General features: G+C 59.5%; 18 protein-coding genes. 12 read left to right on the top strand and 6 right to left on the bottom strand.

Annotation, left to right across the window (positions count from 1 at the left end; genetic code table 11):
• Positions 1–39 precede the first annotated feature (39 nt).
• The 8 genes from ACZCWR_RS06450 to ACZCWR_RS06415 all read left to right on the top strand — a co-directional run bounded on the left by ACZCWR_RS06450 (position 40) and on the right by ACZCWR_RS06415 (position 6,991).
• Positions 40–804, top strand: a complete 765-nt coding sequence (locus ACZCWR_RS06450) for an enoyl-CoA hydratase/isomerase family protein (protein ID WP_487302879.1) — start codon at positions 40–42, stop codon at positions 802–804.
• Between the two features lie 127 nt (positions 805–931).
• Positions 932–1,768, top strand: coding sequence for an SMP-30/gluconolactonase/LRE family protein (locus ACZCWR_RS06445; RefSeq protein ID WP_487302878.1), 837 nt, complete (start codon positions 932–934; stop codon positions 1,766–1,768).
• A 95-nt stretch (positions 1,769–1,863) separates the two neighbouring features.
• Entirely contained in the window at positions 1,864–2,691 is an 828-nt protein-coding gene (locus tag ACZCWR_RS06440) for a TetR/AcrR family transcriptional regulator (RefSeq protein WP_459908915.1), read from the top strand.
• Positions 2,681–3,124 (top strand): VOC family protein, encoded by a 444-nt coding sequence (locus tag ACZCWR_RS06435; protein WP_459908917.1) that lies wholly within the window; start codon positions 2,681–2,683, stop codon positions 3,122–3,124. Before ACZCWR_RS06440 ends, ACZCWR_RS06435 begins: the two co-directional genes overlap by 11 nt.
• A gap of 1,570 nt (positions 3,125–4,694) precedes the next feature.
• Positions 4,695–5,234 carry a PAAR domain-containing protein gene (locus ACZCWR_RS06430; protein WP_487302877.1) on the top strand — a complete coding sequence of 180 codons (540 nt, stop codon included), beginning with the start codon at positions 4,695–4,697 and terminating at the stop codon, positions 5,232–5,234.
• A 3-nt stretch (positions 5,235–5,237) separates the two neighbouring features.
• On the top strand, positions 5,238–6,032 hold the full coding sequence (locus tag ACZCWR_RS06425) for a hypothetical protein (protein WP_487302876.1): 795 nt from the start codon (positions 5,238–5,240) through the stop codon (positions 6,030–6,032).
• A 17-nt stretch (positions 6,033–6,049) separates the two neighbouring features.
• Positions 6,050–6,481, top strand: coding sequence for a DUF4952 domain-containing protein (locus ACZCWR_RS06420; protein ID WP_487303267.1), 432 nt, complete (start codon positions 6,050–6,052; stop codon positions 6,479–6,481).
• Positions 6,482–6,673: 192 nt separating this feature from the next.
• On the top strand, positions 6,674–6,991 hold the full coding sequence (locus tag ACZCWR_RS06415) for a hypothetical protein (RefSeq protein ID WP_487302875.1): 318 nt from the start codon (positions 6,674–6,676) through the stop codon (positions 6,989–6,991).
• A gap of 242 nt (positions 6,992–7,233) precedes the next feature.
• Here the strand turns inward: ACZCWR_RS06415 and ACZCWR_RS06410 are convergent, their stop codons facing one another.
• On the bottom strand, positions 7,234–7,392 hold the full coding sequence (locus ACZCWR_RS06410) for a hypothetical protein (protein WP_487302874.1): 159 nt from the start codon (positions 7,390–7,392) through the stop codon (positions 7,234–7,236).
• Positions 7,393–7,531: 139 nt separating this feature from the next.
• Between ACZCWR_RS06410 and ACZCWR_RS06405 the strand changes: the two genes are divergently transcribed.
• Positions 7,532–8,005 carry an energy transducer TonB family protein gene (locus ACZCWR_RS06405; protein ID WP_487302873.1) on the top strand — a complete coding sequence of 158 codons (474 nt, stop codon included), beginning with the start codon at positions 7,532–7,534 and terminating at the stop codon, positions 8,003–8,005.
• Between the two features lie 157 nt (positions 8,006–8,162).
• A complete protein-coding gene (locus ACZCWR_RS06400; protein ID WP_487302872.1) occupies positions 8,163–9,467 on the top strand; it encodes an MFS transporter in 1,305 nt (434 codons plus the stop codon).
• Positions 9,468–9,488: 21 nt separating this feature from the next.
• Here the strand turns inward: ACZCWR_RS06400 and ACZCWR_RS06395 are convergent, their stop codons facing one another.
• On the bottom strand, positions 9,489–10,676 hold the full coding sequence (locus ACZCWR_RS06395) for an OpgC domain-containing protein (protein ID WP_487302871.1): 1,188 nt from the start codon (positions 10,674–10,676) through the stop codon (positions 9,489–9,491).
• A 278-nt stretch (positions 10,677–10,954) separates the two neighbouring features.
• Between ACZCWR_RS06395 and ACZCWR_RS06390 the strand changes: the two genes are divergently transcribed.
• Both ACZCWR_RS06390 and ACZCWR_RS06385 read left to right on the top strand, forming a co-directional pair.
• The gene (locus ACZCWR_RS06390; RefSeq protein ID WP_487302870.1) at positions 10,955–11,134 is read left to right on the top strand and encodes a hypothetical protein; all 180 of its coding nucleotides are present in this window, start codon (positions 10,955–10,957) and stop codon (positions 11,132–11,134) included.
• Positions 11,135–11,392: 258 nt separating this feature from the next.
• Positions 11,393–12,754, top strand: coding sequence for a chloride channel protein (locus tag ACZCWR_RS06385; protein ID WP_487302869.1), 1,362 nt, complete (start codon positions 11,393–11,395; stop codon positions 12,752–12,754).
• A 131-nt stretch (positions 12,755–12,885) separates the two neighbouring features.
• On the opposite strand, the gene minE is transcribed toward ACZCWR_RS06385, so the two are convergent.
• The 4 genes from minE to ACZCWR_RS06365 form a co-directional block, all read right to left on the bottom strand.
• Positions 12,886–13,140, bottom strand: a complete 255-nt coding sequence (gene minE / locus ACZCWR_RS06380) for a cell division topological specificity factor MinE (protein WP_016344622.1) — start codon at positions 13,138–13,140, stop codon at positions 12,886–12,888.
• 9 nt (positions 13,141–13,149) lie between these two features.
• Positions 13,150–13,965, bottom strand: coding sequence for a septum site-determining protein MinD (gene minD, locus ACZCWR_RS06375; protein ID WP_487302868.1), 816 nt, complete (start codon positions 13,963–13,965; stop codon positions 13,150–13,152).
• Positions 13,966–14,046: 81 nt separating this feature from the next.
• Positions 14,047–14,814 (bottom strand): septum site-determining protein MinC, encoded by a 768-nt coding sequence (gene minC / locus ACZCWR_RS06370; RefSeq protein ID WP_487302867.1) that lies wholly within the window; start codon positions 14,812–14,814, stop codon positions 14,047–14,049.
• A 132-nt stretch (positions 14,815–14,946) separates the two neighbouring features.
• A complete protein-coding gene (locus ACZCWR_RS06365) occupies positions 14,947–15,471 on the bottom strand; it encodes a GNAT family N-acetyltransferase (protein ID WP_487302866.1) in 525 nt (174 codons plus the stop codon).
• Positions 15,472–15,647: the final 176 nt, after the last annotated feature.

Here is a 15,647-nt window from a genome sequence, read left to right as displayed (position 1 = left end):
CGCATCCACGCCACATCTCAACGTTCAGAGGACCCCGCCGTGACCCAATTCAACGATTACGCAGACAAGTTCGAGACCATCCGCATGACGCGCGCTGACGGCGTGCTGGAAATGCACTTCCACACGCACGGCGGCCCGCTCGAATGGAACCTGACCGCGCATCGCGAGTTCGAGCAGGCGTTTCTCGACGTGGGCCGCGATCGTGAAAACGACGTGGTGATCATGACCGGTACCGGCGACTCCTTCAGCGGCCCCGCGATTGCCCCAGGAATGCATCACAACCGCAATTCGATGACGCCGACGATCTACGACCCGATCTACTGGGAAGCGAAGCATCTGCTCATCAATCTGCTCAATATCGAAGCGCTGGTGATCAGCATCCTCAACGGGCCCGCCGTCCGGCATGCGGAGATTCCCTTGCTGGGCGATATCGTGCTGGCATCCGATAAGGCAACCATCCAGGACACCGCGCACTTCCAGGGCGGCATGGTGCCCGGCGACGGCATGCACCTGATCATGCCGCTGCTGATGGGCCGCGCGCGGGGTCATTACTTCCTGCTCACGGGTCAAAACATCAGCGCAAGCGAGGCGCAGGAGATGGGTCTCGTGAACGAAGTCATGCCCACCGCCGACCTGCTACCGCGCGCCCGCGAACTCGCGCAGCTGATGCTCAAGCAGCCGCGTCTCGTGAGACGCTATACGCGCACCTGCCTGAACCAGGAGTTGAAGGCGCGCTTGCATGACGTACTGGGCTACGGACTCGCGCTCGAAGGCATCGCCCGCATGAAGGAAACGGCTGCCTGAGGCGGCGCTTCGCAGCTGCATCGCCATTCACACCGAATATCAAGGAGACAACATGACTGTCAGCAGTATCACGAGACCCATCGACATGGTGGGCTCAGTTATTGACGTAGTCGATTCCACGCCTGACGTGCTGGGCGAATCGATCATCTGGGACGAGAAAACGCAATTGCTCTGGTGGGTCGACGGTATCGGTCAGGTCATCCATCGCCTTGACACTTCGAACGGCGTCAAGAAAAGCTGGCCGATGCAGGAAGAGATCGGCAGCATCGGACTGCGCGCCAAAGGCGGTCTGCTGGTGGGCATGCGTTCCGGGTTCTATTTCTTCTCGCCCGAATCCGGCGAGCTGACCGAGATCGCGCGCCCCGACGCCGAGCGGCCGAAAAACCGCTTCAACGACGGCAAGTGCGACCGGCACGGCCGCTACTGGTCCGGAACCGTGGAGGCCGCCGCCTATACGCCGCGCGGGCGCCTGTACCGGCTCGACCCGGACCTGCAGCCGAAGCTGATCATGGAGGGCATCACTTGCATCAACGGCATCAGCTTCAGCCCGGACAACCGGCTGATGTACATGACCGACTCCTTCAGTTGCCAGATCGACGTGTTCGATTACGATTCGGTCGACGGCGCCATCTATAACCGCCGGAAGTTCGCAGACGTGCCGCTCGGGCGCGGCATCTGCGACGGATCGACCGTCGATGCCGATGGCTGCTTCTGGAGCGCGAACATGGACGGCTGGTGCGTGACGCGCTACGACCCGCGCGGACGGATCGACATGGTCGTCAATCTGCCGGTGCGGCGCGTGAGCAGCCTGTGCTTCGGCGGCCCAGATCTGGATATCTTGTTCATCACCACGGCGCGCCGCCGGATGAGCGAAAAGGAACTGGCGCAGCAACCGCTCGCCGGCAATGTTCTTGCGGTGCGGCCCGGCGTGAAGGGACTGCCGGAACCGGAGTTTCTCGGCTGACGGCACGTGGGGGGCCCGACTCTGTCCTGCCGGGCCAAGCAGCTTCACGGTATACTGACTGATCGATCAAATAGCCTGGAGAGGTCGCCTCGGAAATGAGTGCACAACGAGACAAGTCCGCGAAAGCCGCCAGTCCGGCTCAGGGGTCCGACCGCGGATCGGGCTCGCGCCTGTCGGCGATCCTGAACGCGGCCGAGCGGGTGTTCGGCCAACACGGCTATGCCGGTGCGAGCATGCGCAACATCGCAGATGAAGCCGGAGTGGCCCAAGCGCTCGTGCATTATCACTGCGCGACAAAGGACAAGCTCTACGAGGCCGTCTTCGAGCGCCGCTCGTCGGCCATCAATCTGTATCGCGGCAAGCTCCTGGACGCCCTGTTCGCGAGCGAGCAGACCGTGACGGTCGAAGACGTACTGACCATCGCCTTCACGCCGCTGTCGGACATTTTCAATGGTGACGAAGCTGCGAACCTTGCACTCTATGTTCAACTGGTCGCTTCCGTCAGCCTCGGCAGCGATGAGCGTTCACGGCGCATTCGTGAGACTTATTATGACCCGATCGCGGAACGTTTCATCGATGCACTGCATACGGTGTTGCCCGGTATCGCACGCGAACAGGCGGTATGGGCCTATTTGTTCTCAGTCGGGGCGCGGCAACAGGCGCACGCGCTCAATGGCCGCGCGAAGCACTTGGGTGCGCGGGACCGCGCGAAGAAGTCGACAGCTCACTACTCCGATCTCGTGCGCTTTGCAGCCGCCGGCATTCGCGAACTGGTACGCAATGGCGCGGAAACGATGGACACCGGCAGGGCATCGAGCAGCAAGGCGAAGGTGACAAAGACCCCACGCGCTCGCAACGCGTCGGCAGTGTCGAGTACGGAGCCAAGATCCGACTCAAAAGGAGCAAGGTCGCATGGTAGATGACATTGGAGCGGATGCCCGGGCACAGCGACTCGCCGAATTCGACAACGTTGCCATTTCCGTGACTGACATCGATCGTTCCGCGGATTGGTATGGCCGCTTGTTCGGATTTCGCCGCGGATACTCGACTTACATTGAATCCATGCAAGCGCATTTCCAGATACTCGAACGGAGCGACATGCGGATCGAACTGCTTTCGCGCGCAACAACCGTTCGTAACTCCGATGCCGATATTGTCCCCGGCCCGCATATCGACAAGACCGGCGTCAAGGCGGTCGTATTCCGCACATCCGACCTCGAAGCCGTGACATGGCACCTCGAGAGGGAAGGCGCAAGCTTCGAATGGAAGATGAAACACCTGTCCGAGGATGGCTTGCGCGCGACGATGATCCGCGATCCCGATGGCACCATCATCAACATCCTGCAATATCCCTAAGCATCGAATCCCCATCAAGCCGGGTTCCCGCACGAGACCATCGCGATTCCGCACATGGACGCAAGCAGTCTCACCGACCGTCTCCGACGCATAGGGGCCTCGAACAGCCGGTCTTGTGATTAATTGAACGGCAGGTTGTGGCCGATCGCGCGAGGTCGTCCACGGCCGCTTATCAGCACTCCACTTCGCGAATCTGGATCTGGCTGACTGACCGCTTTGAAGACGGCGGTCTGATCGGAGTGGGTCGGGTGTACGCACCGCGAGCGGCCGCCCCTAGGCAGTACAAATTTATCGACCGCTTTGCAGCGAAAAGGCTGAAGAGCGGGCGGCCGCAGCTCGGCCCGTTGCCGCCATTCGCTATTGCGCGAAGTGGCCGTTCAGTTACCCTCGACTCAGCTAGGCGCGACGACCATGCACAGCGTGTAGGTGCTCGAAGCATTCAGACCAACTGCGCTCGAAAAAGCTGCATCCAGACCACGAAGTACAGCCGAGATCAAAACCGTGAACGGCCTGTGAGTTCAGCCCGCTTGCATCATTGCCTGCATTCCGTGGCCTGCAATTCGGCATCGGTCATCGCCGCTGGACGATCGTCTCGCGGGAAGGCTGACCATCCACGGACATCGAGCTGGGGTCGGTGTTTGACTTTGAGACTGGGATTGGCGCGGGGCTGGTTATCCTCCACCCTGCAGCGTTGAGCGCTCTCGCTATCTTCTGAGCCACGTCGAAGCACTCGGGATCGTCCCGTAGATACGGGATTACAACTGGCTCGGAAGGTTGTCCTCGAAGTTCTTCAAACGGCGTGCGAGGGCACAGCAAGAGCATGAAAAGTACGCTGGAATGAAGTGCCGACTGTACCAGCGGACGACCATATCTCGTTGGCACAGTGAGCATCGCATCCGGCACCGCATCGAGCTCAAGCTGGTGTGCGCGTCGTTCACGACGACGCTGTTTTCCAAATCGCGGCCCTGCAGCCTGTTTACGCTGAACGCGAAATATGGATCTCATCTACCAGTCGGACACCATTTATACGCCGCTTGGGTAACTGTGCGAGATTTAGGGACAAACTATTCGGCAGAATGACCGCTTCTCGCGGTTGAGAACCCGTTCATCTTTATGGTGGATGGGATGGTGGATAGGATCCATAAATCAGGCTGGAAGCCTTATTTTTACTCACTCTTTGGCGGACACCGCCTCCGCCATATGAGGATTTAAAGCCCTGTAAGCTGAATTGCTTACGGGGCTTTGTTTTTTTGGCCCGGCAATTAGTTCATTACCCAACAATAGCTCAAGCGGCGCGAAAGATGTCTGCGACGTTTTTATCCCTGTCTTTGCTCGCCGATATCAGGCAACTTTCCAATACAAGCGAACGGCTAACAACCTAATTTACATTGTTGACTTCGAAAATGGTAAAATTTCTTCACAACTTCTAATAGAAAGCTAGTCGATAGTCACATCGGCTATTCTCCCAGAGCCGTATTTTCATGGCACTGAATGGAACGCAAAAATTTTGAAAATAAAGCTGAGCGAATCAAACGACTTAAGCCAGGATTATTCAAGAGGTGGTGAGTAAATGCTGCGCTATACGCTTTGTGTGGGAGACGAACCGGACACGGGCGGCTACATCGAACCGCTCATTACCGCTGCACCGTCGACAATCAAGGGGCATCCTGTCGCGTTTATTGGAGGCAAAGCCTTTTGCAATGCCTGTAGAACCTTTGGCGTTATCGCTAAGGCCGGAGGGCCGTACCGAGGCACAAACTGCAAGAGAGAAATCGCGCTTGATGGTGACGTACTACTGTGTCGATGTATAAAGCCGCCTCGATTGATTGCTAAAGTGCAATCAATCTCCCGTGTGGAGGATCAAGGAGGCGCTACGAGTTTGGATATCACGCAAGATTTTTTTGGTGAAGGACAACCTCATAATACGAATTTGCCCTATGACCGATTGATTATTTTGCAGGATCAAACAGGTTTGCCATTATCAAATCAGCACTATCGCATTACCCTGGAAGACGGGCAAATTTACGAAGGAATAACTAACGAAGCCGGCGAAACAACGCGTATTTATGCCGAATTTGCCGCTGAATTTGAAATTGAGTTGATGGCGTAACAAATGACTGATTCATACGTTGATTATATGCGTAATCGTCGCGGCAAGTTGAAGCCACGTACGGATAATTCAGATAAAGAAATGCACTACGCGACCACCGAGACTCGATATGTTCGAGCGCTGCCTGCAGACAGATCGCGCTGGCTTTATGTCCTTCCGTTATCATCGGACGCAAAATTCCCAATCTGCGAATATACAAAAGTTCTGTTATTGAAATCAGACGAAGACTACACTTATTTCAAAATTAGCGAAGGTCCGTGTGCCGGACGATCGGCTCGATTGAGCAATAAAAATGTCGAAAGCTGTTTATCAAAGACACCGCCTGCCCTATCCAAGGAAACGCTTACCGTAAAGTATGGAAAGAGGTCTCATGCTCGTTCCGCGCCTCGCGATAATGAAGACTTGGATCAGCAATGGGCAACCCTGACCGTTCAGGGAAAATCTGTTTCGGTGACGCTCAATAGCGATTGGAATGGGATCTATACTCCAATCCCACCCGGCGTACATCGTGTCATGGTCCCGGACGCACCGCATGAGCGCGCAGACACGGCGTTTTACGTTGAATATGCGAGTCGAAATGGGTTGGGGGAAATTATTGCCGATCAGGTATGGTTTCCCATTGAATTGGCGGGATCGGGCCGGAACTCGAGCCGGTATATACATCTTGGAAATTTCTCAGAAGGCTGTGTCACCGTCTATGCCCTCGAACAGTGGAATGATATTTATCGCTTTCTCATCTCGCATCGTCTTCCAGACACGCAAGGGAATTACGTCGCTTATCTAGAGGTGACGAAGTGAGATGGCTTTTAGGGCTGATGCTATTCGTTGGCTTGAACAGCGCATGGGCAGGCGAGTGGTTGCCCGAGCAGCCAGACAAAAAACTCTCCCCGCCCTTAGTATGCTCTGACTTTCTTAAAGCCCTCGGAGTGCAACGCAATGACATGGAATTCGTGGCCTGCGAGCCGATAGAATTCGGTGGGGTAAATTCTCTTGAAGCAAAGTATCGAGTCGAGGGAAAAGATGTTCTGAAAGTGGAAAACTGGTTAATTCATTTCGCCAAGGTTCGCCGCTTGCGACGCGCATGTTGTATATGGGAAACCAGTACGGAAGGTTTCAGAGGTAAGGATGGCGCGTTGTATGAGATTCGTATGTATGGCGAATCTAACTCGACGTCCGTTAACCGCGATGGACTCAAGACGATTCCGTTCTTTTATGTATTTGTCACACATGGGCTCTATCTACCGTGAATATGCAATAAGCAAATGAAGCGTTAAATCATTATCCGCATCGAGTTCTAAGGTGCGGGCGATTCTACTTCGCTAGCTACTTATTTGAATCTCCAACGCACTGATACGTCCTGCGGTGAAGATTCAGCGAAATGAACCCGTCCCCGCCTCCTCCATCTAACCGCGCATGACCCCCTAAAAGGAGCCTCGCCAATGCCTCGTCGCCTATTCGCGACCTTCCTGTTCGGTGCCTTATCACTCACAACGCTCACCGCCCAAGCCGAGCCCCAACCCAACGCTCAATGGCGCGCCGTCGAAACTTCGTTCTTCGACCTGATCCAAAACGGCTACACCATCGCCGCGGTCACCAGCCTCGCCGCGCGCAGCACCGGCCTTCCGCAAGACACCTACGTCCTGCAGAAGAACAACAGCGTCTTCCGATGCGTCGAGACCCGCGCCGCCGAAGCCGGCACCACGCGCACCAACGCACCGCTGCGATGCGCCGAGCTAGTCAAGCCCTACATGGACTGAGGCAAACTCAGGCAACCTCAGTTGTCATCCGACCGCACGGGCGGCCGCTTATGCGGAACAGGCTCAGCCTTCGCCGCATCCGGCGCAGGAACGGGTGTTTTCGTTTTGCTCTTTGAGGGCACCGACGACGAACGCGCAGGCGCGCTCTTGGAGGTGGAATGTTTGTCGCGCGACATGATGAAATCCTCCTTTCGATTCAGCATCCGCGCCACTGCACGAACAAGCGGCGCGGCATAAAACCCTCAACCCACCGGCGTTTCACCTTCGCCAGTTTCCTTCCCCGGACGATCGTTCGGCCCCTGCTTACGCCCTTCGTCCTCACGCTCCGGCAGCTTGCTCTTTTCGTTGTCGCTATGCTCAGCCGGTTGTGCATCCTGCGAAGTATTCGGATCGCTGTTCATGATTTCCTCCTGTTCGTTCGACGTCTGAATGGGTATGTAAGCCCGGCAGCAAGCCGCGCGCCCGTTCGACACTTTTTCGACGAACGACCATGCCAGCGACTACCATTCAGGCATCGCAACCGAACATATGAAGTCCGCGATGCTTTCCATTACGGCCCGCCTGAGCATCCTCGCATTCGGCCTCGCGCTATCCGCCTGCACGATCACCCCGCCGCCCAGCGTCGTGGAAGCGCGCATGGCGACGCTCCCGCCCTCGGGCCAGACGCTCGACGAATACAAGATGCGCATCGCGCAGCGCATCTTCGAGCGCAATCCGTCGCTCGTGCTCAAGGGCACGCCTCAGGCGATGCTCCGCTCCTTCGTGCTCGTTTCCTTCATCGTGGATCGCAACGGGCGCGTGGTGCAGTCATCGGTATATCGCACGAACGGGGACGATGAAGCCGAGGCCACCGCGCTCGCCTCGCTGCGTCGCGCGGCGCCTTTGCCCGCACCGCCATCGCGTTTGCTGAACGGCCGCGGTCAACTCGAACTCTTCGAAGGCTGGATGTTCAACGACAACGGCCAGTTCCAGTTGCAAACGTTCCACTCGCAACAGGCGACGACCATCGATTAGTTGCGCTCGCGCGCACGGTCGTTATAATTTTTGACACCCTTGGCCGGATGCCCTTCCGGCGCTGCCTTCGCCGCCTGCCCACGCCGAACTTCCGCGCGCATCGGGCGAAACACGATACAAGAAGCAAAACACAAAGCAACGACATACGGAGACACCCATGTCAGCACCCTCGCTTTCCGCCGCCAAGCCCGGCGACGGAGCACAAAGCGCCTCGCGCGTGATCTTCGCGAGCTTTATCGGCACCGCGATCGAGTTCTATGACTTCTACGTGTATGCGACAGCCGCCGCGCTCGTCATCGGGCCGGTGTTCTTTCCGCATAGCTCGCCAGCGGCGCAGGCGCTTTCGGCGTTTGTGACCTTCGGCATCGCGTTCGTTGCAAGGCCGATCGGCTCGTTTCTGTTCGGTCACTTCGGCGATCGCGTCGGGCGCAAATCGACGCTCGTCGCGTCGCTGCTGGTGATGGGTCTGTCGACGACGCTCATCGGCTTCGTGCCGGGTTATGCGTCCATCGGCAGTCTCGCGCCGATTCTGCTGTGCGTCCTGCGCTTCGGTCAGGGCATCGGCCTCGGCGGCGAATGGGGCGGCGCGGCGCTGCTCGCAACCGAATACGCGCCGCAGGGCAAGCGCGGGTTGTTCGGCATGTTCCCGCAACTCGGGCCGTCGATCGGCTTTCTGGCATCCAACGGATTGTTCTTCGGGCTGGCGCTCTCGCTTTCCGACGAGCAATTCCGCGCGTGGGGCTGGCGCGTGCCGTTCATCGTGAGCGCGGTGCTGGTGGCGCTCGGCCTGTACGTGCGCCTGAAGATCGCGGAAACGCCCGCGTTCCGCACGGCCATGGAGCGGCACGAGCGCGTGAAGGTGCCCATCGCGACGCTGCTCGGCAGCTATCTCGTGCCGACCTTGCTCGGCGCATTCGCGATGGTCGTCTGCTACACGCTGTTCTATATCTCGACGGTGTTCTCGCTGTCGTATGGCGTCGCCACGTTGCATTTCGCGCGCGAGAAGTTTCTCGGGCTGCTGTGCTTCGCGGTGCTGTTCATGGCGATTGCCACGCCGATCTCGGCCATCGCGAGCGATCGGTTCGGGCGCAGGCCGGTGCTGATCGTCGGCTGCATCCTCGCGATTCTGTCCGGCTTCTTGATGGCTCCGCTCCTCGGCAGCGGCGACACCATGCTGGTCGCGCTGTTCCTCACCATCGAACTGTTCTTGATGGGCGTGACGTTCGCACCGATGGGCGCGCTGCTGCCTGAGTTGTTCCCGACCAACGTGCGCTATACCGGCGCGGGCGTGGCCTATAACCTCGGCGGGATTCTAGGCGCGTCGGTGGCGCCGTACATCGCGCAATTGCTGGCGAATCGCGGCGGGCTGACGTGGGTGGGCGGGTATGTATCGGCGGCGGCGGCCGTGAGCCTGCTGGCCGTGCTGTGCATGCGCGAGACGCGGAACATCACGCTGGAATGATCCGCGCCTTCTGAGTCGTGATCAACGGTCCTGCCGGTTGCACGCGGGCACCGGCACCGGCCGCCCGTTGATGAGCGTGACGCGCGGCGTCGTCTTCGGTGCGATGCGCGCAGCCTTCTCCGCTTTCGCCGCCTTGCGGTAAGCCCAGAATCGCGCGATGGCGAGCATGCTGCCGATCGCGATGCCATCCGCGATCAGGCCCAGCGCCCAGTGCGACGGATAGCGCCCGAGCCCCTGCACGCCCATCGCGCGCAAAGCGGTATCGAGCACGAGCGAAATACACGCGCCCGCGATAAAGCACACCAACCCCTGCTGCCCGATGGTGACAACGCCCGGCAGCTTCTTCGCGAGCTTCGCGATCCATCCGGCATAGACCATCCGCGCGACGACCCACGCCACCGCCGCGAAACTCACGATACGCAGCGTCGCCAAGTTCTGCTTCATGAATCCCGGCGGCGCCTGCGTTTCGAGGAACAGTTTGTAGAACGCGAACGTCAGCGCAACCGCGATGGCCCCGGCCGTCAGCCAGCGCGCGGTGCGGCCGGCGTGGAATTCATCGCTGATCGGCTGGACGCGGGCAAGCACGCCGGTCATGAACATGAGTTGCCATGCGAACGGGTTGAAGGACCATGCATCGCCATAAGTGCCGGGCAAAGCATGCAGCAGCGGCACGCCCATGAGCCACACGAGCAGGCTGCCGAACATCGCGATGACGGGCTTCTTCTGCGCGAGCGGAACGATCACCGGCACGGCGAGCGCGAACACCGAGTACATGGGCAGCACGGCGGAAAGATACGGCTGCTGACGAAGGATTGCGATATCGCCAAGCAGACCGAACGGGCGCGAAAGGAAGTTCGGCCATTCGGTGTACTGGAGCATCGGCGTGTCGATCTTGAGCAGCATCATGAACGCGCCGCCGATCAGCATCAGAAAAGCCGTGAACAGATACGCGCGGTAGATCTCCAGACTGCGTTTGAAAAAGCGTCGGCGGGCGGCTGAATCGCTACGGCGAGTCGCAAGCGCCGTGTAAGCCGCCGCCGACGCATAACCTCCAAGGAAAACGAACACTTCGGCGGAGTCGCAGAACGCATATTGATGCAGCGTAAAGTGCGACAGCACGCTTCCCGTGATGTGGTCCACCGCGATAATGAGCAGCACGACGCCCCGAAAGAAGTCGACTTCGAGAGAACGAGTAGTCGGGGATGTCATGTGACGAATGCTCCGCGAACCTGCGATGAACGCGCTGCCGGATGGCCCTGCGCATACGGGGTTTGTACCTAGCTTAGAAAGAAAATTCCCGGTTTCAACGTCGAATTAACTTAACACTCGAGGACAGTCGGCAAGCTGACGGCAATATGACTTTTTTGTCGGCTTTCCAGTAAATTTGTGACTGCCTATACTCGACAAAACCGGGTCGCGGCAAGGAATGCCGCATGCTTTCCAAACACTCGCTAAACGTTTAGCAAGAAGCAGGACAGGAGGCCAAAATGCGTTTTCACTTACAGAGTTCGCATCTCGTCGCCATGGTCGCGCTGGCGCTTTTGACAGCGCTTCTGCTTGCCGTGAAGTTCCGTCCGGCCACTTGGCGCGGGGTTGTCTGCGAAGCGGTCATCGCGAATGTGGGCGCGATCGTCGCGGTCGTTGCCTTCGAATTGCTGACAGCCTGACCAGGCGCGCGCAGCAGAATTTCAACGCGTTTGAACTTTCGTCAAAGCCTCCAGTCACACGGGTTGATGCCGTGATGCGAACGCACGCGGCAACCTTCTCCTCTCCGCTTCTGCATAGTGTGGAAGCGTTTCTTGGGCGCCTGGCGAAAGCCTCGCGCCTGTTCTTTTTTCTGGGCCTCGCATTCGCGCGTTGACCGTCGAAGCCTTCGATCATTTCGAGACGCTCGCTATAATCAGCGCTTTGCCGACGAGCCGCCGATGATCCGAGCACTTCGCTCCGTGTCAGTCTTCACCGCGCGACGCACGCGCAGTCTCTGGCGCCGCTATGGCATCTTCTGGCTGGGCGCCATCGCGGTTGGTGTCGTCGCGGTTTATTACGCACGGCTGATCGACTGGGGCTACACCATCTTTCTCGATGTCCGCAGCCAGTACGTGTGGCTTCCGCTCATCGTTACGCCTGCGGCCACCGCGCTCTGCGTGTTCGTCACGCGCAAGTTCTTTCGCGGCGCGGAGGGCAGCGGCATTCCGCAAGTGATCGCCGTGCTGCATAGTCCGACATCGGCGGCGGGCGGACGGCTGCTCACGCTGCGCATTCTCATCGGCAAGATCGCGGTGTCGTTCATCGCGATTCTCGGCGGGCTCACCATCGGACGCGAAGGGCCGACCGTGCAAGTCGGCGCGGCGCTCATGTTCAACATGCGGCGCTTCTATCCGCGCTCGAATTCGCTGATCGAACGGCAACTCGTGCTGGCGGGCGCGGCGGCGGGTCTGTCGGCGGCCTTCAATACGCCGCTCGCGGGCATCGTGTTCGCCATCGAGGAACTCACGCGCAGCTTCGAGGCGCGCACGAGCGGCGTGCTGATTACCGGCATCATCATGGCGGGGATCGTCGCGCTCGGGCTGAACGGCAACTACACGTACTTCGGCACCATCGATGTCGGCGCGCACTTCTCCAACCTGCTCGCGGTCGCAGTCGGCGTGACCGCGCTCGTCACCGGCATCGCGGGCGGCGTGTTCTGCTGGCTGCTGCTCAATACGTCGAAGTGGATTCCCGCGCCGCTGCGCACCTTGCGCACGGAGCATCCGGTGGCGTTCGCGGCGCTGTGCGGGCTGATCATCGCGGCGGTCGGCCTTGCGGCGGGCGGCACGACTTTCGGCAGCGGTTACGCGGAAGCGCGCGGTTTGCTCGAAGGACGCGAGCATTTGTCCGTGCTCTATCCGCTCGCAAAAATGGTGTCGATGATCGGTTCATACCTGCCCGGCATTCCGGGCGGCATCTTCGCGCCGTCGCTGTCCATCGGCGCGGGTTTCGGCAACGTGCTGCATCTGATCTTCTCGCAGATGTCCTTGCCCATGCTCATCGCGCTTGGCATGGTGGGCTACCTCGCCGCCGTCACGCAATCGCCGATCACCGCCTTCGTCATCGTGATGGAGATGATCAACGGCCACGCGCTCGTCATCTCGCTGATGGCCACCGCGCTCATTTCGAGCCGCGTGTCGCGCATATTCGCGCCGCCGTTATACGAAGCGCTCGCCGAGCGCTACATGACGCCGCAACCCGTTCCCGCGCCCTCGCCCGAAGTGCCCGAAGAGAAACAGGATTTGTCCACCCACGCATGACGTGGGCGCTCGCAAACGTTTTCGTGGTCGATAAAAAAGCCAGAATCACCCGATTCTGGCTTTTTTTATGCGGACCGTCGCGTCCGCGCACACGCGGCCACTCCCGAAGGCGCGGACGGCGCGGTATTCGCTTACGCCTGCGGAATCTCGATCTTTACTTCCAGTACTTCGAGATCGTCCTGACGTTCCAGGCTCACTCGAATGTCATCGTCGGAAATCTTCACGTACTTCGAAATCACGGCAACCAGTTCCCGTTGCAACGCCGGCAGATAATCGGCGGCGGCTCTGCCACCCGCGCGCTCGTGCGCAATGATCAGCTGCAAGCGTTCCTTCGCGACCGAAGCGGATTTCTTTTTCTCGCCCAGCAAAAACGAAAGAATCGACATTGCGTCCCCTTACTTGGTGCCGAAGATGCGTTGCAGCAGACCAGGCTTCTGATAGTCGGTAAAGCGCAGCGCCTTCTCTTCCCCGAGAAAGCGCGACACCACGTCCTTGTACGACTCGGCGACATCCGTGCCATCCAGATGCACGGCCGGCAAGCCCTGGTTCGATGCGTGCAGCACAGCTTCCGACTCCGGGATCACGCCGATCAGCTCGATGCGCAAGATCTCCTGGATGTCGTTGAGAGAAAGCATCTCGCCTTCGGAGACGCGCTTCGGGTTGTAGCGGGTGATGAGCAGATGCTCCTTCACCGGCTCCTTGCCTTCGATCGCGCGCTTGGTCTTCGAAGCGAGAATGCCGAGGATACGGTCCGAATCGCGCACGGACGACACTTCCGGATTCGTCACGATGAGCGCTTCGTCCGCGAAGTGCATGGCCATCAGCGCGCCGGATTCGATGCCCGCCGGCGAATCGCAGATGATGAATTCGAAGTCCATCTTCACCAATTCGTCGATGACCTTCTCCACGCCTTCGAGCGTGAGCGCGTCCTTGTCGCGCGTCTGCGAGGCCGGCAGGATGTACAGCGTCTCCAGCTTCTTATCCTTGATGAGCGCCTGATGCAGGTTCGCTTCACCCTGAATCACGTTGATGAGGTCGTACACCACGCGGCGTTCGCAACCCATGATGAGGTCGAGATTGCGCAGACCGACATCGAAGTCGATCACGGCCGTTTTATGGCCGCGCAATGCGAGCGCCGATGCGAAGCTCGCGCTGGTGGTCGTCTTGCCGACGCCGCCCTTTCCCGAAGTCACCACAATGATTTTTGCCATACAGGTACCTTGTGTTCGTCAAATAAGTCCGCACACGTCGAACGCTCGGGCGCGCGCCAAAGGCATCGGGCGCGCGGCGGCTCAGGTCAGACGCAGCGGTTCGATCATGAGCTTTTCTTCGTCCAGCCAGATCTGCACCGGCTTGCTCGCCACATCGGCCGGCAGCGGGTTCTCGGTCGTGCGATAGATGCCCGCGATCGAGATGAGTTCCGGCTCCAGGCACGTGCAGAAAATTCGCGCGTCGAGATTGCCGTGGACGCCCGCGAGCGCGCGCCCCCGCAACGGCGCATAGATATGGATATTGCCTTCCGCGATGACTTCCGCGCCGTAGGACACGAGCCCGAGCACGATGACATCGCCCTTCGCATACACCTGCTGACCCGAACGCAGCGGCCGGTCGATGATGGTCGTCGCCTGCGGCACCGCGGCGGGCGGCGGCTCTTTCGCGACGGCGGCTTCGATCACCTTGGCGGCATCCGTGTTGGGTTTGACTTCATCGACCGAAGGCTTGGGTGCGCCACGCCGGTCGCGTGCTTCGAGCACCGGCAGGCCGCCTTCGTTCGCCCATTCGATGGCCCAGTTCTGCGCGGGCAACGCGCACACGCCGACCGGACGCATGCGCACGCTCCTGAGCAGCTTTTCGAGTTCCGCGAGGGACACACGCTCACCTTCGGCCAGACGCCGCACGTCGATGGCGACGACATCGCCCGCGAAGAATTCGGGAGTCGCCTCGAAGCGTCGCGTGAGTTCGGTGCGCAGGGCATCGAGGTCGGGAGTCTTGACGACGAAGAGAAGCGTATCGACGGAGCCGCTGCGCAGTTCGAAGAAGGGCGTTTTGTTGAGCGACATAGGAACGGCCAAAAATTTTGCGTATTTTACAGGCGTTGCCGCACACGGCCATAATTTTTACGGCCGTTTTGCAGCTAAGGAATACGAGCAGTGCGTGGAGAAAGTGACGTGCGGGAAGCGATGCGTGTGATGTTATGCGTCCTGTCCCGGCTGCACGTGACGCACGTAGAGGGATTCCGCGCCGGCCTCGTTCGAGAGCATCGCGCGACGGTCGCCGGTGGGACCGAAGCCCAGCCTTTCGTAGAAGCGCATGGCGGTCCGGTTCTCCTCCGCGATCCACGCATGCACTTCCGATGCACCCTGCTGCGCAAGCCATTGCGATGCCACGTTGACGAGCAATTCCCCGCCACGCAGATGACGCACCGCTGGCGCGACCCACAGCGCATTCACGAAGGCGCGCTCGGTCTCGCCTTCTTCGATATACGCATGCACCAGCCCGCAGGGATGCCCTTCGGTATAAAGCAGAAAGGTGGCGAGCCGCGCAGAGTGCGCGTGCAAGGCGGCGGTTTCGCCGAAGGACGAAGGTTCGACGAGCAGCGCTTCCGCGAGCGTCTCGCCAAATGCGTAGGGCGCTTCGCGCAGCGACGCCGTGCGCAGTTCGCGCAGGACCGCACCCTGTTCATCGGCAATACGGCTGACGGTCAGTGAAGGACTCATGCGGACGCTCATGCGGAGTGTTTCTCTCTGGCGTGATGGCCTCTTTGGCGCGTCCGCTTGAGTCGGACGCCCGGACCATTCCATAGCTTCAACTGAACGGGCGAACCCGTCAATTCCTAAATCCCGGAAAGTGCTTTACAACGCACACGCTGCGCGTTGCGCACCGCATTGGCGCA

The organism is Caballeronia sp. A2-2, from assembly GCF_057612605.2.
The sequence above is the reverse complement of the archived record's forward strand: the minus strand, read 5'-3'. Positions and strand labels throughout refer to the sequence as shown.